The sequence below is a fragment of the Paenibacillus sp. LS1 genome (assembly GCF_026013365.1).
Classification (GTDB): domain Bacteria; phylum Bacillota; class Bacilli; order Paenibacillales; family Paenibacillaceae; genus Paenibacillus.
In genome coordinates this window covers 101,276-122,045 of the sequence record NZ_JAPDOE010000008.1, presented here as the reverse complement: position 1 = coordinate 122,045, position 20,770 = coordinate 101,276, and the positions used below count along the sequence as shown (strand labels likewise).

At 48.0% G+C, this 20,770-nt stretch carries 21 protein-coding genes and 1 riboswitch; of the genes, 9 read left to right on the top strand and 12 right to left on the bottom strand.

The window, feature by feature from the left end; genetic code table 11:
- Positions 1 to 5: 5 nt before the first annotated feature.
- Together OM416_RS23485 and OM416_RS23480 are read right to left on the bottom strand one after the other, a co-directional pair.
- On the bottom strand, positions 6 to 557 hold the full coding sequence (locus tag OM416_RS23485; RefSeq protein WP_264933541.1) for a GrpB family protein: 552 nt from the start codon (positions 555 to 557) through the stop codon (positions 6 to 8).
- 160 nt (positions 558 to 717) lie between these two features.
- Complete coding sequence (locus OM416_RS23480) at positions 718 to 1,824, bottom strand: Ig-like domain-containing protein (protein ID WP_264933539.1); 1,107 nt, start codon at positions 1,822 to 1,824, stop codon at positions 718 to 720.
- A 180-nt stretch (positions 1,825 to 2,004) separates the two neighbouring features.
- On the opposite strand from OM416_RS23480, the gene OM416_RS23475 reads away from it, so the two are divergent.
- Complete coding sequence (locus tag OM416_RS23475; RefSeq protein ID WP_076253873.1) at positions 2,005 to 2,208, top strand: hypothetical protein; 204 nt, start codon at positions 2,005 to 2,007, stop codon at positions 2,206 to 2,208.
- Between the two features lie 230 nt (positions 2,209 to 2,438).
- Here the strand turns inward: OM416_RS23475 and serS are convergent, their stop codons facing one another.
- Positions 2,439 to 3,737 carry a serine--tRNA ligase gene (gene serS, locus OM416_RS23470; protein WP_264933535.1) on the bottom strand — a complete coding sequence of 433 codons (1,299 nt, stop codon included), beginning with the start codon at positions 3,735 to 3,737 and terminating at the stop codon, positions 2,439 to 2,441.
- A gap of 388 nt (positions 3,738 to 4,125) precedes the next feature.
- Between serS and OM416_RS23465 the strand changes: the two genes are divergently transcribed.
- Entirely contained in the window at positions 4,126 to 5,361 is a 1,236-nt protein-coding gene (locus tag OM416_RS23465) for an MFS transporter (RefSeq protein WP_264933533.1), read from the top strand.
- A 424-nt stretch (positions 5,362 to 5,785) separates the two neighbouring features.
- Here OM416_RS23465 and OM416_RS23460 read toward each other — a convergent pair whose 3' ends face one another.
- Complete coding sequence (locus tag OM416_RS23460) at positions 5,786 to 6,295, bottom strand: hypothetical protein (protein WP_413775820.1); 510 nt, start codon at positions 6,293 to 6,295, stop codon at positions 5,786 to 5,788.
- A 174-nt stretch (positions 6,296 to 6,469) separates the two neighbouring features.
- Here OM416_RS23460 and OM416_RS23455 point away from each other — a divergent pair, with 174 nt between their 5' ends.
- From OM416_RS23455 to OM416_RS23425, 7 genes are all read left to right on the top strand, one after another.
- Complete coding sequence (locus tag OM416_RS23455; RefSeq protein WP_264933531.1) at positions 6,470 to 6,856, top strand: VOC family protein; 387 nt, start codon at positions 6,470 to 6,472, stop codon at positions 6,854 to 6,856.
- Between the two features lie 16 nt (positions 6,857 to 6,872).
- Complete coding sequence (locus OM416_RS23450; RefSeq protein ID WP_264933529.1) at positions 6,873 to 7,628, top strand: NAD-dependent epimerase/dehydratase family protein; 756 nt, start codon at positions 6,873 to 6,875, stop codon at positions 7,626 to 7,628.
- 146 nt (positions 7,629 to 7,774) lie between these two features.
- Positions 7,775 to 7,887, top strand: a riboswitch (TPP riboswitch).
- Between the two features lie 207 nt (positions 7,888 to 8,094).
- On the top strand, positions 8,095 to 9,135 hold the full coding sequence (locus OM416_RS23445; RefSeq protein ID WP_264933527.1) for an ABC transporter substrate-binding protein: 1,041 nt from the start codon (positions 8,095 to 8,097) through the stop codon (positions 9,133 to 9,135).
- Positions 9,136 to 9,391: 256 nt separating this feature from the next.
- Positions 9,392 to 9,682, top strand: coding sequence for an MTH1187 family thiamine-binding protein (locus tag OM416_RS23440; RefSeq protein ID WP_017690996.1), 291 nt, complete (start codon positions 9,392 to 9,394; stop codon positions 9,680 to 9,682).
- On the top strand, positions 9,682 to 10,440 hold the full coding sequence (locus OM416_RS23435) for an ABC transporter permease (RefSeq protein ID WP_264933521.1): 759 nt from the start codon (positions 9,682 to 9,684) through the stop codon (positions 10,438 to 10,440). Before OM416_RS23440 ends, OM416_RS23435 begins: the two co-directional genes overlap by 1 nt.
- 88 nt (positions 10,441 to 10,528) lie before the next feature.
- The gene (locus OM416_RS23430; protein ID WP_413775823.1) at positions 10,529 to 11,386 is read left to right on the top strand and encodes an ABC transporter ATP-binding protein; all 858 of its coding nucleotides are present in this window, start codon (positions 10,529 to 10,531) and stop codon (positions 11,384 to 11,386) included.
- An 81-nt stretch (positions 11,387 to 11,467) separates the two neighbouring features.
- The gene (locus tag OM416_RS23425; RefSeq protein WP_264933517.1) at positions 11,468 to 12,298 is read left to right on the top strand and encodes a TatD family hydrolase; all 831 of its coding nucleotides are present in this window, start codon (positions 11,468 to 11,470) and stop codon (positions 12,296 to 12,298) included.
- Positions 12,299 to 12,414: 116 nt separating this feature from the next.
- Here the strand turns inward: OM416_RS23425 and nfsA are convergent, their stop codons facing one another.
- From nfsA to OM416_RS23385, 8 genes are all read right to left on the bottom strand, one after another.
- Positions 12,415 to 13,158 (bottom strand): oxygen-insensitive NADPH nitroreductase, encoded by a 744-nt coding sequence (gene nfsA, locus OM416_RS23420; protein ID WP_264933515.1) that lies wholly within the window; start codon positions 13,156 to 13,158, stop codon positions 12,415 to 12,417.
- A complete protein-coding gene (locus OM416_RS23415; protein WP_264933513.1) occupies positions 13,151 to 13,750 on the bottom strand; it encodes a TetR family transcriptional regulator in 600 nt (199 codons plus the stop codon). Before OM416_RS23415 ends, nfsA begins: the two co-directional genes overlap by 8 nt.
- 165 nt (positions 13,751 to 13,915) lie before the next feature.
- A complete protein-coding gene (locus OM416_RS23410; RefSeq protein WP_264933512.1) occupies positions 13,916 to 15,076 on the bottom strand; it encodes a YhgE/Pip domain-containing protein in 1,161 nt (386 codons plus the stop codon).
- Positions 15,077 to 15,425: 349 nt separating this feature from the next.
- A complete protein-coding gene (locus tag OM416_RS23405) occupies positions 15,426 to 17,912 on the bottom strand; it encodes a heavy metal translocating P-type ATPase (RefSeq protein WP_413775822.1) in 2,487 nt (828 codons plus the stop codon).
- 215 nt (positions 17,913 to 18,127) lie between these two features.
- Positions 18,128 to 18,328, bottom strand: coding sequence for a copper ion binding protein (locus OM416_RS23400; RefSeq protein WP_169480867.1), 201 nt, complete (start codon positions 18,326 to 18,328; stop codon positions 18,128 to 18,130).
- Positions 18,329 to 18,387: 59 nt separating this feature from the next.
- Entirely contained in the window at positions 18,388 to 18,786 is a 399-nt protein-coding gene (locus OM416_RS23395) for a metal-sensitive transcriptional regulator (RefSeq protein ID WP_264933724.1), read from the bottom strand.
- 95 nt (positions 18,787 to 18,881) lie between these two features.
- Entirely contained in the window at positions 18,882 to 20,153 is a 1,272-nt protein-coding gene (locus OM416_RS23390; protein ID WP_264933492.1) for a phosphotransferase, read from the bottom strand.
- A gap of 52 nt (positions 20,154 to 20,205) precedes the next feature.
- The gene (locus OM416_RS23385) at positions 20,206 to 20,694 is read right to left on the bottom strand and encodes a GNAT family N-acetyltransferase (RefSeq protein WP_264933490.1); all 489 of its coding nucleotides are present in this window, start codon (positions 20,692 to 20,694) and stop codon (positions 20,206 to 20,208) included.
- Positions 20,695 to 20,770: the final 76 nt, after the last annotated feature.

Sequence of the window (20,770 nt, the reverse complement as noted above, 5' to 3'; positions counted from 1 at the left end):
ATTGATTACACGCCTTCATCAAGCACTTGTAAAATAAATTGCGTTTTGGCAGCGGTATACGATTCCCTATCTTCTTTATTCTCATCAGCGAGCTTCGTCTTAAGGACAGCGTAAGCTTCCACCAGATCTGGGCGTTTTCTCAGTACATCCCGAAACCGAATTTGACGATCCCAACGTTCCTCTCCTGGGCGCATAAGATGAAGGTGTACAGCTCGCTTGCCATCCTTAACCCTGACCCAGAATCGTCTGTATTCCCGTCCATCCAGTTCAGGCGGAACGTAGTTCCAGCCCACCGGATTCAGCTGATCGGCAATCAGATCCATGTCATCCCATGAATGTACCTCTGCCATCAGATCAATGATTGGTTTGGCGGGTAACCCTGAAATGGATGTGCTTCCGATTTGTTCGAATTGATGGATGTTAAACTGCTGTAGAAGAAGTTTGAGTTGCCGGATTTCTTCCTGAGCCTGTGCGCCCCAATTGGGGTTGGCCGGAGCAATCTCTACCGACTCTGTCGCCCAGGCAGGCCAGTTTTCCGGTTGCAATGGATCTGTCATTAACAAGCTCCCTCCTTGATTTCGTCAGATTTCTATATATCCAAAAAGGAGCGTATGTCTACGCCCCTTGTTTGTCTGTTACCTTGATAATATTGATGAAATTTAATATGTCATGTACTGAATTAATTTATTGATGCAAATCGCTTCATTATATGAAGATTTATTTTACCGTAACAGGTATCGTCACTTTTTTGTTGCCCCATTTGGCCGTGATGGACGTTTTACCTTTGCCTACAGCCACGATCTTGCCATTCGTTACTGTTGCTACGCCCGGCTTCGTGCTGCTCCACACCGCACTGTTGGTCACAACAGTTGTTTTGCCTGTATCATACTGGGCCATAACACTCAGCGTTGTACTTCCTTGTGGGGACAAGACCAGATTTTTCTGGCCTGTAATCAGCTTTTTGAGCAAAGGCACAACGGTAACCTCTGCCTTTATTGTCTGATTTTGATAAGTTCCTGTCAAGGTGGCTTGTCCTTCTGTCAGTGTCTTGACTGCTCCATTTTTCACGATAGCTACATTCGTATTGGAAGAGGTCCATATCACTTGTTTAGAAAGGTTAATGGTTTTACCATTCGCGTAGGTGCCGATGACCTTCAACGCTTTGGATTTCTTGATGTTCAGCTGCATTGTGGCAGGGGTAACCTCAACTTTGGTAATCTCATCCGTCACAGCAACGGGGACTTTCACAACCGTTGTTCCGTATTTGCCTTGCAGCAATACTCTGCCGGGTGTAACGCCTTTGATTTTACCGTTTTCCAGCACAGCCGAAGAAGTGGATACGGACCACACAATCTCAGACGTCACATCCTCTTCCTTGCCGTTCGCACGGATAATGCTTACTTTGGGAAGGGTACTTTCACTGCCTTTAACGAAATTATAGGAGTTCGGTGAAGCTTTGATGCTTTTGATCTTCTCCTGCACCTGCACAACCAACTGGGCTTTAGCCCCGTCTACCTCTGCAAAAATGGTTGCTTCGCCCGCGGCCACAGCCTTGACTTTGCCCTTCACCATCGTCGCAACTGTTGCGTTACTGGTGGACCATGTCACACCTTCGGTAACATCCTGCTTGTTATCAAAACCTTCTACTGTTGCCATCACCTGAAGCGTAGCTGTTTCGGAGACACTCATCTTCTGCGGACTGCTATTGGTTATTTCAATCAATGTCACATCACCTGTAGCCGCCAAGGCCAACGAGGGGACCAATATTGTTAATGCCATAATGAGGGCAAGCGTGCCTCGAAGCGCCAGTTTGATTCTATTCATTTCTATCTCCATCTCCCATAATCCAATATTTTACTTCTATTATATTATATCGGATACGAATTGCATAAAGTTGAATAACGTAAGTGGGAGTCTTGGAACAATTCATGATTTTCATTGTATAATATGGGAAGGTCGCGTAATACTGTTTTAATAAACCTAAAAGATGGGGGTGGGATATGTATGATCGAAAAGAATTTGCTTGATATGGTTTCACCTAAAAATAACCGTAAACGTATGAAAGCTATTGTCACTTCGACATCCACCAAGATTCGTCCTGAAGACGAGATGGTTCTATTGATGAAAACAGCCCGCAATCGTTTTAAAAAAGCCCTTGAATCTGGACAAATTGAAATCATTAACGAGCGTGAATGGAAGCTGCGTTAACATGTAAGAAATAATTTTATTTATTTACATAAGAGAAGAAATTTGTGATCAAGGCAGTAAGCTATATCTTAGATCCAAGCACTAACCAGACCAGTTAAAATTTAGCCCAACATAGTAGGAGATCGGTTCGTTAAATAGTGTTACCGTTTAAAAGGGGATGTCCATCGTCACATGCAACATGACGTGTGGAACATCCCCTTTTCTACTTCCTAAAGAGTCACATAACCTCTCTACTTCATTTCATCCTGTTCCGGCAAAATCAAGCTCTCGGCCCCGCCCATATAGGGCCGCAGTGCTGCCGGAATGCGGATGCTTCCATCCTCCTGCTGATGATTCTCAAGCAAAGGAATCAGAATGCGCGGCGACGCCACCGCCGTATTATTGAGCGTGTGACAATAGGCCAACTTGCCTTCGGCATCCAGGCAACGAATATTCGAACGGCGGGCCTGAAAATCATGCAGATTCGACGACGAATGGGTTTCTCCATATGCACCTCTGCTCGGCATCCAGGTCTCTATGTCATACTGTTTGTACGTTTTCTGCGACATATCCCCGGTACATACGGCAACAACACGATACGGCAGTTCAAGTAATTGCAGCAATTCCTCTGCGTGTCCCGTAATCTCTTGCAGCATACGCTCCGATTCTGCTGCATCAGGGGCACAGAGGATGACCTGCTCCACTTTGGCAAATTGGTGCACACGATACAATCCGCGTACATCACGTCCGCCGGAGCCAACTTCACTGCGGAAACACGTTGATACCGCGGCCAGTTTCACCGGACCCTTAACATCGACAATCTCATCCGCATAATACGAAACTAGCGGCACTTCAGAAGTCCCCACCAGCCATTTGTTCTCCCCTTCGAGTTCGTAGACCTGATCTCGACCGGTTGGGAAGAATCCGGTGTTCACCAATGCATCCTCCCTGACCATCAGCGGTACCTCCATCGGTGTAAACCCGTGCTTCAGCAGCAGGTCCAGCGCAAGTTGCTGTACTGCCCGATGTAATAACAGGCCAGCGCCTTTTAATACATAGCTTCGCGTACCGCCAATCTTAACTCCACGGGGAATATCAATCAGATCATGCAACTCCCCAATTTCCACGTGATCTTTGGCGTTATACTCGAACGTTGGCACCTCTCCCACACGTCGCAACTCCACATTATCCGCGTCCGACGTGCCATTTGGGGTATCCGGGGATACGATATTGGGCACCAGCCATTGCAGCTTGGTTACTTCCTCCTGCACAGGGGCAAGCCTAGCTTCCACATGTTCCAACTGTTCATTGAGCTGTTTCACCTGGGCCCGCAAACCCTCGGCCTCTTCCCGATTCCCGGCTTGCATGAGTCTGCCAATGTCCGCGGATAACGTATTGCGCAATCTGCGTCCTTCTTCCGATTCCTGCAAAAGCGCTCTGCGTTCTTCATCCCGCTCTAATAATGTACAAATGTTAATCTTGATTTTTTTCCCGTCTGCTGCGGCCTGAACCTCTTCTGCATGTGCCCGAATCCACTTCATTTCCAACATGGTCACCGTCTCCTTTGGCTGTAAAAATACAAAGAGCGCCCTCATCCCTTGGGACGAGGAGCGCTCTGCTCGCGGTGCCACCCAACTTGCTGAATCAGGAAATCCTGCTTCCAGCCTCTTGGTCCGCGATAACGGGCGGTTCCGGTTAACTTGGGGAAATATCGCTCCCCTGGCGAAAACGCCTCCGAGTTGGATGCTCTTCAACGGCATGGTCCGATCTGTAATTGTTGTGTCTCAGTATATACGAACGTCAGACCAAATTGCAACCTTCTGTATCGATCAGGAATTCATGGCACAACTTAACATGTCCTGTTATGATAGACTTTGTCTTCAAGATTGCGCTTTATTGTGATCCTCAATTTATGTATATAAGTAGAAGGAGTTCGTTATGAAAAAATTACTGTGGATCGGATGTCTGTCCTATTTCCTGATTGGACTTGCCCACGTTGTACTCGGCTCCATTCTGCCGGTTGCACTTGAACATTACGGGAAAGATTATAGCCATGGCGGAACGCTGATCTTCGCTCAATTTGCCGGATTCCTGGGTGGTGTATTGTTATCTCCATGGCTGAACAGACGCTACGGTAAACGGGGAGGTCTGTTAATCGCCACAGCATTGCTCTGCATTGCAGAATTATCCTACATGCTGTTGCCACCGTGGGGTTGGATGTTCGTCATCGCACCCGCAGCCGGCTTCGGATTCGGAATGGTTGAAGCTGTCATTGGCACCATTATCATCGCTGCAATCAAAGACAATACCGCCGTTGCCATGAGTCGACTGGAAGTGTTATTCGGGATCGGGGCGATGGTCATGCCCCTCATGGCCAGCGGTCTGATTGCTGCCGGCTACTGGCGCCTGTCATTTCTCGTTGTTGCGATCTGCGCAGCGCTGACCTTTATATTCTGGGCAAAAGGATCATTCGGTGAGCTAGACCACATGCTGGATAGACGGGGTTCAATTCATGCTCCAGTAGATACACACACTGCTGGGATATCAGGTGAACTGCATTCCGCAGCAACCAGCACATCTGGTCCAACCTATCGTGGTCGTAACCTGACTCTTCTGGTCCTATTCGTCCTGTTCTTCTTCCTTTATGTCGGCACGGAGATGAGTCTTGCAAACTTCATGCCAGCGATCCTGATTGAGAAAATGAACATGAAGGAAGCCGGAGCAGCGCTTAGCGTAACCTGTTTCTGGATTGCTATGTCTGTGGGACGACTCTTCGCCGGGTATATCGCAGAGAAATTCCAATACCGCGTGTATGTCCTGTACAGTTGTCTCGCGGCTGTTCTTTTGTTAATGGTATTCCCATTTACAAACCAAATCTGGTCTGCATTTCTCATTATCTTACTGCTTGGACTTGCGATGTCGGGAATTTTCTCCATCGCCCTTGTCTTCGCCAGTAAACTGCTGCCTGGAACAGAAGAATCCACACCCAGCATTTTGATTGCCTCAGGCGGGGTTGGCGGTGCCATTCTGCCTTTGACGACGGGGTGGAGTCTTGATCATCTGGCGGTTAATCAGTCTGCATGGATGCTTGCCATCTTTGCGGTTGGCCTGCTTGTCATTAGCGTAATTACGTATCAATGGCAGAACAAACATATAGCGAATTCTGCGACTTAACAGTTCTGTGTCGATCCAGTCCTGAGGATTAGAATTACCTATTAAAGAAATCGAGATGTCCACTGTCATGACCTGACAGTGGACATCTTTTTGTAGCATTATTCTGTTCTAACGAACCTAGCACACGCTATTCCCCTCCATTTCCGCATATTTGAAATCTAACGAATCCTAGAGACGTTATTATAGATAATTAGCTTCAATTAAATGCCTTTTCGGAGGTTTTTTGCATAATAACGCCGCTGAGATTCGTTAGATTTTTCAATTTCTAAGAACTGGCCTAATAAGGTGTCCTCGATTCGTTAGCCATGTAATCATGGTGGCAAGTACACTATCTTTGCCTCTCTGATCACCTTTCATTAAAGGTGAGAATACAATCTATTCAATTGCACAAGATTGCCCAGGAAATACTCTGGGCTCAGTTGCATCACACATTTTTGTTAACGACAGGCATTACGGGCCCGTTATCCTTGATGAATTTACCGAATACATATCGTACGAGGGGTCCCAAAATGATCAATTGATATGGAAGCGCCAGGCTGAAGTTACGAGCGATTGTATGAAGGTACGTACGGAGTACGGATACCCCACTTAATTGGTCTGCAAGATATGCTGAAATCATTCCATACAAGGACATGATCAGAACCATGCCAATCACCATGAAAAATGACATGGCGAGTACACCCAAAATCTTGTTGGACTTGTCATAGGGCAAGGAAAAAGCAATCTTTCTCGCTACAGGGCCAACAATGAAGGATTCCACCAGAAACGCGATGACAAAACATAATATGAATTGAAGCAGTATCTCAAGCGGGGACATCTTGCCGAGTAACCCACTGTGCCATAGATTGAAGAACATCATGACCAAGACCATTCCTGTACACATCATTAATCCGAAAATAATTTGTTCCTTCTTGCTGGTTGGCAATTCTCTCATCCTCTCTGTTTACCTTCGTAATTATAGAGATGACGAAACCCTCCACATAAGTGAACATTCTGTGAACAATTGTGATTTTTCCAATTTAAAACTATATTTGACAACCCCGTAATACAGCCATATGATATCCCTTAAAATGGTAGAAACATTCAATACATAAGGAGGAATTGGATTATGAGTTTTCAAAAACGCATTGACCACGTCGGCATTGCCGTTCGTGATCTGGAGACCACACTCCGTTTCTATACGGAGGTTGTTGGATTGGAATTGAAAGACCGGGTGACGCATACCAACGGCGTCATTCAGCTTGCCTTTCTCGGCTTCAATGGTAGCCATGAGACGGAAATTGAGTTAATTCAAGGATACAGCGACAAGCTGCCGGCCGAAGGAACCGTGCACCATTTTGCCATCCACGTGGATGATCTTGATTCTGAGTACAAACGCATCCAAGCCACCGAAGCCGAATTTATCGATGGAGAGATTATCACACTGCCTAACGGTTACCGTTATTTCTTCATCTATGGACCTGAAAAGGAATGGATTGAGTTCTTCCAGCGCTAAGAATTGGAGCTGATTTATGAACATTTTAATTACCGGCGCAGCCGGAAAAATTGGACGTGACTTGTCCCAACACTTGTCAGAAGCATTTCACCTGCGACTAACAGATTTGAATATCGACAGACTGCATACGTATCAAGGGACCAGCCATGAGATCATGATACTGGATGTGACAGATCCCGAAGCCTGTCAGCATGCTTGCGAAGGCATAGATGTGGTTGTACATTTGGCTGGAGACCCCTCCCCGCATGCAGGGTTTTATGAATCGTTGTTGGACATCAATATCAAAGGTACATTTAATGTATTCCGTGCAGCTAAGGACCAAGGTGTGAAGAGAGTCATTCTGGCAAGCAGTGCACAGACGATCGAGGGGTATCCTATTGATTCTCAAGTCTATCCGGACATGCCGACACGCCCACGGAATTTGAACGGAGTTAGCAAATGTTTTGGAGAATCGCTCGCTTCCTATTTTGCGTATACCGAAGGTTTACAAAGTGTAGCAATACGTATAGGTGCATATGATGATTTTCAACCGGACGGACCAGTGCTGGAGGCAAGGGATATGAGCGCGTATATTAGTCCGGCTGACTTGTGTGATTTGATGTTCAAAGCAATTACGGCTACCGATCTGGAGCCCTTCACCATACTGCATGGGATCTCGAATAATAGGTTTAAACGATTGAATCTGGAAACCACTCAGAAACAGGTAGGTTATGACCCGAAATCCGATGCTTTTGCACTCAGCCAGATTTCCTTATATGATTCACCACGATAAATTATTGAAAATAACACATTTAAACAGGCTGTTATACATATATATAACGGCCTGTTTGATAACTTCATACGTGTCCCCATCCAGTTCCTGACTGGACACGGTCCACCTGCTGGCCTATAATTACACCTAGTAATGCCCGTAACTTCATAGTTTCCCAGGGGAGTCGGAATTGGCCGGCTGAGAGTGTATCCCACCAAGATACTAACCCTTAGACCTGATCTGGATCATGCCAGCGTAGGAATCGGAGTATATCGAAATGGCACAGCCCTATGGCTGAACGCCACCTCTCTAACGCCTGCACGCGTCCCGGATTACGGGGCGCTTTTTGATGTTCTTTTTGAATAAAAAATAACGTCATCCAGATCTCAACTGGTATAAATCTGTCGATTTATGCAAGATGATTGGATATGAAGCCAAGGAGTACCCCGTGCCAATCGGCCGGACATACCGAAGGAGAGAACCACAGATGAAATGGCGTAAAACAATGGGACTGTTGCTCTTATGTGTACTACTGGTGACGGTAGCCGCATGTGGCGGCAAAGAAGCTGCCCCGACAGAACAGAACGGCAGCACGAATGCGGAAAGCAGCAACGAAGGTGACACTGCCGCCCTGAAAGATATTAAAGTGGTGCTCGACTGGACACCAAATACGAATCATACCGGCCTGTATGCGGCCGTGGATCAAGGTTTTTACAAGGCCGAAGGCTTGAACGTGGAGATTGTTCAACCAGGTACCGGAGGCGCAGATACGATGGTTGCATCGAATGAAGTGCCTTTTGGTGTAAGCTATCAGGAGAGTGTAACTCAAGCCCGCACACAGGGTGTTCCACTCGTCTCCATTGCAGCAGTTATTCAGCATAATACATCCGGGTTCGCTGCTCCAGCGGATCGGAATATCAAGTCACCCAAAGATTTTGAAGGTAAAACCTATGGCGGCTGGGGCTCCCCTGTTGAAGAAGCCGTAATGCAATCCATTATGGAAGGCGACGGAGCTGATGTATCCAAAGTGAAAAACATTAACATGGGTGACGCTGACTTTTTTACCGCAGTAAAACGGGACATTGATTTCGCGTGGATTTTCTACGCTTGGACGGGTATTGAAGCCGAACTGCGCGGGGAACCGATCGACATGTTATATGTGAAGGATTATTCAGATGCATTGGATTATTACACGCCTGTCCTCGTAACGAACGAGCAGACGATTCAGAACGATCCTGAGCTGGTGAAAGCATTCCTGAAAGCCACTTCCGAAGGATATCAATATGCGATTGATCATCCCGAAGACGCAGCGAACATTCTAATCAAAGCTGTACCGGATCTGGACAAGGAATTGGTACTGGCAAGCCAGAAGTGGCTTAGTCCAAAGTACACGGATGACGCCCCGCGCTGGGGAGAACAAAAACAAGAAGTATGGCAGAACTACACCGACTGGATGTTTAGCAAAAAACTGCTCGATGAACAGATCGATGTGAGCAAAGCATATACGAACGAGTTTTTACCCCAATAATAATCTAACTGTTAAGTTGACCTTTATGTACACAAGAACGAAGAGTGTAGAATCCATCTAAAGAACATAGTGTTCGCCTAAAAGCTTTCTGAAAGAAAGCTGCATCGGAAGCATATGCTATCCCCGGATTTCCTCCATTAAAATTCATTAAAGAAATCCGGGGATAACAGTGATCGTAAGAGGATACTGCAATCGAAGTGATAAGTGTGATCTAGTTCAAATCATGCAATTTAACCCGAAAGGAGCCGTGACTCTCATGGCAAGCACACTACTTAGCATTCAGGTTATTCCGAAAACGCCAAATGGCGAGAATTCTTATCCTTACGTAGATCGCGCCATTGAAGTTATTCAGCAATCTGGCCTGAAGTATCAGGTGAACGCGCTCGACACCACGATGGAGGGGGAACTGGAGGAACTGCTCGAGGTTGTCCGTAAAATGCACGAGGTACTCGTGGAGGCTGGCAGCCCAAGCATCATCTCTCAGATCAAAATCGCCCACAGCCCAACCGGCTTCAGTATGGACACCCTGACGGAGAAATATCGCTAATGCATGCCTATTTCAAAAGTGTATGGCCGCCCTTTGTGGCGGTTATTCTCTTTATAGCAATATGGCAGGGAGCTGTCTCCCTGTTCCATATTGAGAAATGGATGCTGCCAGCACCGTCCGATATCGCCCGCGAAGCAGCATCCCAGGCCGAGCGACTTGGCATGCATGCCTCCGCAACCATTCAGTTAACGCTGATCGGATTCGCGGCTGGCACAGCGGTCGGATTGCTGATTGCGATGGTGCTGCATTTGGTCCCTTTTCTCAAGTCAGCCTTGTATCCTTTACTTATTCTTAGTCAAAATATCCCGACCATCGCGCTGGCGCCGCTCCTGTTAATCTGGTTCGGATTCGGGCTGTTGCCCAAGCTGATTACCATCATCCTGGTCTGCTTCTTCCCTGTCGCAGTGGCGGCCATGGACGGCTTGACCCGTACCGACGCGGCGATGATGAACTATATGCGCATGGCTGGTGCGAAACGTCACCAGATCTTCTGGAAGCTGGAGCTTCCTCATGCCCTGCCATCCGTGTTCTCCGGTGTCAAAATCGCCGCTACCTATAGCGTGATGGGTGCCATCATTGCCGAATGGATTGGTGCAGACAAGGGTATTGGTTATTATATGATGCTGCAAAAGTCGGCTTATCGCACCGATCGTCTATTCGTGGCAATCATGATTATTGTCGCGCTCAGCTTGCTGCTCTTCCTGCTCATTGCGCTGCTGGAGAAGCTGCTCGTGCGCTGGCGGCCACAGAAGCGGTAGTAAAGATGTAATCTGTATATTAGGAAGTGATGATCATATGAATCGACAACAGGACGCACAAGTCCTGCCTAGAGGAGGAGCAAGCGTAATGGAGCCCAAGCATGGTGAAAAGTTTCACTCGGCTACCCCTGATCAACCTGCCAATGCTACTCCTGCTCTGGTTCCACCTGCACTGGACGTTGTTAATGTGCATGCATCATTCCGCGAACGACGGAGCAGGTTATCGGTTCTGAACGGCCTGTCCCTGACTGTGGAGCAAGGTGAGTTTGTCGCTATCGTTGGGCCTTCTGGTTGCGGCAAAAGCACCCTGTTCCATATCATCGGCGGTCTGCTGAATCCACAGGAAGGGCAAGTGCTGATGAATGGTCATGATGTGACGGGCCAACGTGGCAAGATCAGTTATATGCCGCAACAGCCCGCTCTTTTCCCATGGCGTACCATTGAAGACAATGTACTGCTTGCTGGTGAAGTAGCTTCAAGCGCTCCTCCTCGGGCCGAAGCACTTACAGAGGCTCGAAAGTGGTTAAGCAGCGTTGGTCTTGCCGGGTTCGAGCAGGCCTATCCTCATATGCTGTCGGGCGGAATGCAGCAGCGTGCTGCATTTTTGCGTGCCCTGCTCAGTCCGCAGGAACTGATGCTGCTGGACGAACCTTTCAGCGCGCTGGATGCACTGACACGTAGCGACATGCAGCGCTGGCTGCTCGATATCTGGGAACAGAACCGCCGCTCGGTGCTGTTCATCACCCACAACATCGAAGAAGCATTGCTGCTTGCGGATCGGGTCTATGTATTATCCAACCGACCTGCAACGGTGCTGCATGAGGTTCATATTCCTTTTGATCGCCCAAGACGAGAAGAAATTACGGAGGAATCCGCATTCCTTGAGCGCAAACGGCAGATTGCACAGTGGATGAGAGAAGAACAGCAGAAAGCCCGCCTATCATAATAGCGCGGGTTTTTAAGTTATTATTTTCCTTTAATGGGTGATCCACCATAAGGAATTCTGCGTAACATAGTTAAAATATAAATGAACACAAGGAGGAATTCCCTCGTGCATGCTCAAGCTTTCGCACCCTTAATTGATGCTCATATTCACTTCGATCAGTATACACCTGACGAACAACGTGAGATGCTGCTATCATTCAAGTCTCAGCAAGTCGAAGCAGTCATTGCCGTGTCCATGAATCTTGCTTCTGCCCAGGCCAATCTGGAGCTTGCAAAGCAACATCCACGCACCATCTATCCGGCCTTCGGTTTCCATCCGGAACAGGAACTGCCCTCCGTTGCAGAAATGGACCTGTTCTTCCAATGGATTGAGAAGCATATGGGACAAGCCATAGCCATAGGAGAAGTTGGGCTTCCCTATTACAACCGTCTGGAAGCGGAGCAGGCAGGACAGCACTTCGATCAGAGCGGGTATATCGAACTACTTGAACGTTTCATCCAACTCGCCAAAAAGCATAACAAACCACTTGTCCTTCATGCGGTATACGAAGATGCGGATATCGTCTGTGATCTGCTGGAGCAGTATCATTTCCGACGTGCTCACTTCCACTGGTTCAAAGGATCTCACCAAACCATAAGGCGCATGGCGGACAATGGTTATTTCATTTCCTTCACGCCAGATATTCGGTATGAAGAAGAGATTCGTGAACTCGCCCGGCAATATCCATCCGAACAAGTGATGGCCGAGACCGACGGACCTTGGCCCTTCGAAGGACCATTTCAGGGACGAATGACACACCCGGCCATGACCAGACAGGTCATCCAGGCATGGAGTGAAATCACTGGCATGGGAACCGAGCGGGCCGCCCGTCTCTTTTATCAGAATACGAAGCGTTTCTACGGCTTAACTTGATTACAATCTGGTAGACGCAAGTACTCTCGCTTGCCCGTGCCAACACAGCACTTTACAACAAAACACAAAGAAGCCAGTCGGCTGCGCCCCGACTGACTTCTAATTCATAATATAACTTAACGCTTCAAAAATCCTTTGCCTTCCAGAAATGGTCTCACTTGCAACCGTGTTGGCTCAGTCAGGCGCTTCGCCATCAGTTCGGACCATGGGGTCGTTCGTTCACCATTGGTCCGTTCTTTCATGTACGCCGTCGTTGTCTCGTCGTACTGCTCAACACCTTTGATGCTCTGCTCGGCATTATAACGATTATGATGCAGAACTGCATCCAGTGGCAGACGTGGCCGAATTCCCGTTTCCTGATCTGCAACACCAATGCACATGCCATACACCGGATATACGCCCTCCGGCAATCCCAACAACTCGGCTACTTCCTCAATCCGGGTACGAAGCCCGCCGATATATACGATTCCAAAGCCAAGTGACTCTGCTGCAAGAGCAGCATTCTGGGAAGCCAGTGCAGCATCAATTGTGGCTACCATGAAATTCTCTGTGGAATCGGCATACGATTCCTTCTCAGGAAGATGACGTTTCGCAGCATCACTCAGCCGATACAGATCAGCACACCATACAAGAAACACAGGACATTCATTGACGTAGGCCTGATTGCCTGCCAATTCAGCCAGCTCGGCTTTCTGCTCCAAGTCCGTCACAGCAATTACGGTATAGGCTTGCACACTACTTGAAGAGGAAGCCATCTGCCCAGCCGCTACGATGGCTGCAAGCTGCTCATCACTCACCGGGTCTGGCTTAAATTTGCGTACAGAGCGGTGTTTCATCATCAACTCAATCGTTTCATTCATGGCTGTTCACTCCCAATCCTCGAAGTACGAACTCAATCGTCTGCTCAGCGAGCTCGTCTGTATTCATTTCCTGATAATCAAAGCCAAATCGTGAATTCTTGGCCCGTTTATGCGCCAAAGCCACACCCATAACCTGAAGCATCGCATAAGACACGGACTCGACCTGGAACAATCCCTGGTCTTTTCCTTCTTGCAGCAGTTCCCTCACTCGGCTCCAAACAGGGTCCAGAAAACGAAATACGGTAGCTGTGCGATGTGTACGCAGTGTAATCTCAAGCTGCACAATATCGCTCATCTCCCGGTCCGTCATCGTGAACTTCACAACTTCACCAATAATTCGTCGGATACCTTCCACAGGCGAGGACATGGACTCTTCCGCCAGCGAGTTCATCATATGCCCAGGGAAAAAATGCTCGAATAATGCTTCGAACACCTTTTCTTTTCCGCCAAAATGGTATGAGACCAGCGATACATTGGCACCCGCCTCATCACAGATTTGACGAACACTCGTCCCGTCATACCCCTGCTGTGCAAAAAGCTTCTTGGCTGCAAGCAGTATCCTCGTTTTGATATCCAACTCCGGTTCCGTCATTCCGTCCCGCTCCCTCTTGTCCGTTCATTTCATTCGCTCCAGCTCAAGGGCTGTAGTCAGGTACTCTATCTGTCTATTATATTACACCAAGCACCCCGATGAAAATCATCGGGGTGCTTGTCCTATCCTATGAAGCAATGATATGCATCCTATACAGCTGCTGTATTAGCTGTTCGCTTGAGCCGGGCTTGGTGCCCCAGCTGGCATGCGTTGTTTTTTCAACAATGTCACGACCAGTGACAAAGCAACTGCAACCAACAGTACAATCACGATAGAGCCCGCAGCAGACTGAACTCCTGGGCCTCCCAATTGCACGCTCAAAATACCCTGAACGGCGTATGTTGCAGGCAGGTACTGCCCAATGCCGCTATAGAAGCTGTTCAGCAATTCACGCGGTACCATTGCACCGGAGGATACCAGTTGCAAGGACAGTGAGATGATGTTGAACAGACTTCCTGCTGGTCCGAAGCAGATCAGGAAGAACTGGGAGAAGAACATGAACGTGCACAGGAAGAGCGCCTGGAACAACCAGAATGCGACGAATCCTTGTTCAATCTGTCCGCCCAATGCCACGATCAATGATGATCCCAGCAAGGAAACGACCAATGCGGAACCCACGTTAATGACTACTCTGGCGCCAAACAAAGTCAAGCGGGAATAAGTAGAGGACAACATGCCCATCGCTGTCTGGAGATTCATCCCCATAATCATGGCCCCTACATACGAAGCCAGTACCATCATCATTGGCACCATCTGATTATTCATCCCGTTAACCGGGTTGATGGACGTTGTCGTTCCTTCCACTCGGGTAGTGAGGTTCGTAGCGGCTTCAGCTGCCTGATCCGCAGGTGCGCCTGAAGCGGTCAACACCGTCTGTACCCCTTGTGCTGTAGCTTGTTTGTTAATCGTGTTTGTCACACTTTGTGATACACCTTGCATCATGCTTTTAATCGTAACCGGGTTCGCTTCATTAATGGTGTATTTAATCTCAGCGGTTGAGCCAGCCGTTTGAAGCAATTCGTTAAATCCAGCCGGGATATCCAGCACCATGTGTACTTTGTGATGATTCAGCTGATCCAACGCCTCAGCCGCACTCAGATTGGATACGGTGTGGAAAGGCAGTGTTCCTGCGAGGGAATCTACGATTCCTTTGGACATTTCTCCGTCCTCATTCACAATCGCAACCGTTAGTTCTTTCGTACGGTCATTTACTCCAGAATATGCGGTCATCCAGATCACGCTAAAGATCACTTGGAACATAAGTGCTGTTACGATCCCCACGATCACTGGCGGTTTTTTAAACAATGTACGTAATGCCTGCAACATAAAAGGTGTCCTCCATTACTAAAATAGTTCTAATTTGATTTAAACAGTTGTTTGAATCAAACGATCGTTTAAATTTTATGTGAATATGTCCATATTGTCAACTGATTTTTGAAATATTCAGAAAACATAAGCTTTATTCATGAATACAATCGATCCATTTTCACAAAAGAGCATTATGCTATCCTTTTCCCAAAGAAGAGAACACTTATAGCAACGTTTCAGGCCTACTTTCTGGCGATTCAAACCGTATTTTCTCAACAAAAAAACACGGTCCGCCGCAGCGAACCGCGCATTGATTTCCTCACTTCATTACAATGAGACGTTGAATATATTATTAAACATGGGTCGGTCAGTCATTTCTCTTCAGCTTCATGCGTTGCAGACGCAGCGAATTCAATACGACCGACACGGAGCTGAACGCCATTGCAGCACCTGCGAGCCAGGGAGCCAAGAAGCCCACTGCCGCAATGGGAATACCAATAACGTTGTATCCGAGGGCCCAGAACAGGTTTTGTTTGATGTTACCCATCGTGCGCCGACTCATCTCAATCGCATCTGCAATACTGTTCAGATCACCACGCATCAACGTAATATCCGCCGCTTCCATCGCTACATCCGTTCCTGTTCCGATGGCCATCCCAATATCCGCTGTAGCGAGTGCGGGAGCATCATTGATGCCGTCACCTACCATAGCGACTTTCAGGCCACTCTCCTGAAGTTTCTTCACTTCCGCAGCCTTACCTTCCGGCAGAACCTCAGCCAGAACTTTACCGATCCCTGCCTGTTCTGCTACAGCGCGAGCTGTTCGCTCATTGTCTCCCGTAATCATGATGACATCGATCCCCATCGCCTGAAGACGACCAATGGCTTCACGAGAGGTATCCTTGATGGTGTCGGCCACAGCCACGATCCCTGCCCACTGACCATCCACCACTACCAGCATCGCTGTACGCCCTTGTTCCTCCAGACGGTTCATCTGCTGAACGGTTTCCTCAGAAACATTCACCTGTGCATCCGCAAGCAACCGGCGTGTGCCGACCAGAATCTCCTGCCCTTTTGCTGAAGCTCGCACGCCGTATCCCGGTATGTTCTCGAACTTCTCTGTTGGGGTTAGCTCCAGACCTTTGGCACGAATGCCTGCAACAATCGCCTCTGCCAGCGGGTGCTCGGAACTCTGTTCGGCCGCTCCCACTCGCTCAAGCAGATCAGATTCCGTCCAATTCGGAGCCGTGATAACATCGGTAAGGACCGGTTTACCTTGGGTTACTGTACCTGTTTTGTCGAGCACCACGGTCTGAATCTGTTGTGCCGACTCCAGATGTTCGCCGCCCTTGAACAGAATGCCATATTCAGCGGCACGTCCTGATCCAGCCATGACAGAAGTCGGCGTTGCCAGCCCCAGTGCACATGGACAGGCAATGACGAGCACAGCAATCGCTTTTTCAAGGGAACCGGCGAAGTCACCCGGACTTGCAAACAGATACCAGATCAGGAATGTCAGCGCGGCTATGCCGACAACAATTGGTACAAATATGCCTGAAATAACATCTGCGATCCGCTGGATCGGTGCTTTGGAACCCTGAGCTTGCTCGACTACTTTGATGATTTGAGACAAAGCCGTGTCCGAGCCCACTCGGGTCGCACGCAGTCGTAATACCCCGTTTTTGTTCAGCGTAGCACCTGTAACGGGATCTCCTGGCTTTTTATCCACGGGAAGGCTCTCTCCACTAAGCATGGATTCATCTACTGAGGATTGCCCTTCTTCAACGATACCATCCACCGGGATGCTATCACCCGGCTTCACCAGAACCAAGTCACCCACCGCAACATATGCGGCAGGAACCATAACTTCCTGTCCATCCCGGATGACACGGGCTTCACGTGGAGCCAGTTCAATCAGGCTTTTGATCGCCTGTGAAGAGCGACCTTTCGCCACAGCTTCGAACCATTTTCCTAGTAAAATTAACGTAATCAGTATTGCACTGGTCTCATAATAGAGTTCTACCGAAGGCATGGCGGCTGTGCTCGTTCCCATTGCCCCATGATCCATGGTTGTAGAAGGTAAGTAGCCACTGGTTAGCGTCAGATACAGACTGTAGAAAAACGCTGCGCTGGTACCCAATGCGACGAGAACGTCCATATTGGCACTGCGGTTACGTAGTGCTTTGTACGCCCCCACATAGAACTGCCACCCAATGACGAACTGTACCGGCGTTGCCAGCAGCAGCTGGAACCAAGGGTTCATGAACAGCTCAGGGACATAGATTCCGGATGTGAACGAGAAATGCCCGACCATTGCCCAGAGCAACGGAATCGATAACAAAGCAGATATCATCCATTTCCACTTTTTGCGTTGCAGCTCACGTTCACGAACCGATTTGGTCTCTTCTTGCGTCAATTGCAGTTCAGCACCGTAGCCCATCTGCTTGATCTTGGCGGTAATATCCGAAGGTTTGAGTGCACCAGCGGCATATTCGATATGCCCTGTTTCCAGCGCCAGATTCACATTCGCCTGAGATACCCCCGGCAGTCGGGAAAGACCTTTTTCGATCCGGGCAGAACAAGCAGCACACGTCATACCCGTGATGTTCAGATCAACGGATTCTGACACCGTACCGTAGCCCAATGCTTCCACCTTATCTCGCAATGCATTCACGTTGGTTGTCTTCGGATCATAAGAAACGGTTGCCTGTTCGATGGCAAGGTTCACATTGGCCTGCTGCACCCCTTCCATACGGGACAAGCCCTTCTCCACTCGGGTCGAACACGCAGCACAGGTCATCCCCGTGATGTGCAGTGTTGTCTTTAGTCCTGGTGCGTCTGCCATAGGTGGCATTGGTGTGGGTTCAGATGATCTGTCCGTTGGTTTACTTGTTGAGTTATCCATCATGTCAGCTCCTTTCATATCGATTCAATTTATTGTATATTGCATTAACATACCCCTTATGGGTATATATTAGACAGAAAATTAGGCTTAAACCTGGCTCGTGGGAAAGGCCTTTGACCTCTTTTTTCGCCCATGAGCATGTTCGGTTTAAGCCTGTGATTCGGTTAGACTACATCGTACCCCTGATCTTCAATCGCAGCCTTGATCTGATCCACGTTCACCGTCTGCTCATCATATTCCACCGCTACCGTTCCCGCTGCCAGATCCACCTGACCGCTCGCTCCAGCATTCTTCACAGCTTCTTCAACCGACTTCACACAGTGATTGCAAGACATTCCTGTAACGCTCAACGTAACATTAGACATTGTAAATTCCTCCTTGGGGTATATTAAAATGATAACTTGATCTAGTAAATTGATATAACTTACTTCATTAACTTCCGCATCGTAACCAGCAGTTCATCCACAACCTCATGTTCGCCAGCCTGAATACGCTCAACGATACAGCTCTTCATATGGCCTTCAAGCAGAAGCTTGCCTACGGAATTCAGAGCAGACTGAGCCGCCGCAATCTGGGTCAGCACATCATCACAGTACGTATCCTTCTCGATCAATCCCTTGATCCCGCGAATCTGACCTTCCACACGGTTCAAACGAGAAACCAGGTTACTCTTCATCTCCTGCGAATGGTGACTCTTCCGCACATGCTTCCCATCACTACCATCGGCATGACAGGATACTGCTTCTTGGACTGTAACCAAAGCTTCCGTTGAATCGGACTTGGAGGATTGCAAAGGTTCCTCGGGATGGCTCTGATGATCCATCATGAACACCCCTTTTCTTTCGTTCTTTTCTAAGAGTAACATACCCCATGGGGGTATTCAAGAGTATTCTGATATTTTGTTGAAAATGGATTGGCTCATTCCTGATTAAATAACGTATGAGCCAGCTCAGCTGCTTCAGATGACATCTCTTTCTGAATAGTTATGATCCGGGCACGGGTACTTATTTTCTGATCAAGTTCCTCATTAATATCTGAAGTAGTACATGACTGCTCCACCCATTTTAACCACTCAGGAACTTCCCACATACTTCTAGCTGCAACTGCGACACAGTAGCCATACCTTGCAAGTCTTTCATCGCCCATCCACCCTGCTGTCCGAAGTCCATGCACATAGCGATTGAACACTTCCTCTTTAGCTGCAAATATGTCTTCTGCTGTAATGTGCCCAAAACTTGCGTTAACCCCAAATAGCTTTCCTAACTCTTCACCAACGCCAGAAATACTCATGAATTGCCAATCAATGAGAGTAAGTACGCTATCGTCCAGACGTTCTGATGGCATAAATATATTGCCTTGCGCCAGATCCTGATGAGATAGAACTCGTGGCAATGGGTCTAGTGAATTTATAACCTTGTCCATCTGCCCACTATATTGGTTGAACCACTGCCAGATCGAGTGGGCCTGCTCCTGTTTGCTTCCCCCACAGGCATACCTCACAGAATCTCCTACTCCGATATGCCTTCCTCTAGCTCCAGTATCATCATCACCACGTCCACTTTCCAATTTAGGCTCTTGGATTGAAGGGGCATACTGACGACACCCCCTAACCCAGGATTTGAGCCAATACGGACAGATCCATTCTTGTTGGGGTAGTGAAGTTCCCGTGAGATAAGCTCCGTGAAATTCACCAATGCGTTCCGCAATCCAACCCCAATCGTCCAGAGGCCAAACATGATTACACTTCGAGTGACCAGACACATCTTCCATCCACAGCCCAATGGTTTGATCCGGTCTATCCTGTATAGCGAAACAACGTGGAGCTATGATACGCCCTGGTAAATGATCGAGTAGCCCTGATGAGAATATCTCTGCTTCTCTTTTCCAATAGTTATGGTATGTAACATCTTCCTTCTCTGCTGAGTCCGGTCTAATGCATTTCAAAATAAGTGACCATGACAGTGATGCTCCAACTATGGTAGCCATTCCACGAATTCGATAAATACCTGATGTGGTGAAATTAAGTAGCCCTGGATTGAGGGGTTCAGCTTTCCAAGATTGTATTACTGCGTCAGGCTCTTCCAGCAGTTTTTGCACACTGCGAACAAGATATTCCACATCCTCAGTAGATTGCAGAATGCTATTCTGGCCCAGTTGTTCTTGTTCATTAGCGCTTCCCATATTCTTCATGCACCTCCCTTCCGCTCCATGCCAATGTTCCTTTCACTCTACTGGTCCTGCCTTACAAGGTATACTCCATCCTGCTGCTGCGAACGACCATACCCATCTGTTCATAGAAAGCCTGTGCCCCATAGTTAAACGTTGACACGGATAATTCCACGCTGTCTGCCTGAAGCTCTCTCCCTAACTCGATGAATGCTTGTAGTAACTGTTTACCTGTCCCTTGGCCCCGATGCTTGGTATCAACTACAAGTTCATGGATGTACAGCATCTTGCGATCCACCATCAATGGGTTATCTTGAATAATACTTAACTGCGCACTCCCGTAACCCAGAATCAAGCCCGTTTCCGAAGACTCAGCAACATACAGGTAACGCTTGTCCGTTTCCAGCAGTTCGGTGAACTCCTTTTCCTCCATTCTGGCCTCTAACGCTCTGTATATATCCGGGCGCGCCTCGACATGCATCTGGTGTAGCTCATTCATCAACAATGACACGCCAGAGTAGTCCCTCATTTCGGCCTTTCTGATGTTAATCGTACCCGTACTCATCCCCATCACTCTTTCGTCTACTTAATTTTACATTATTATACAACCAAAAAGCAGATACCATAAGGGTACCTGCTTC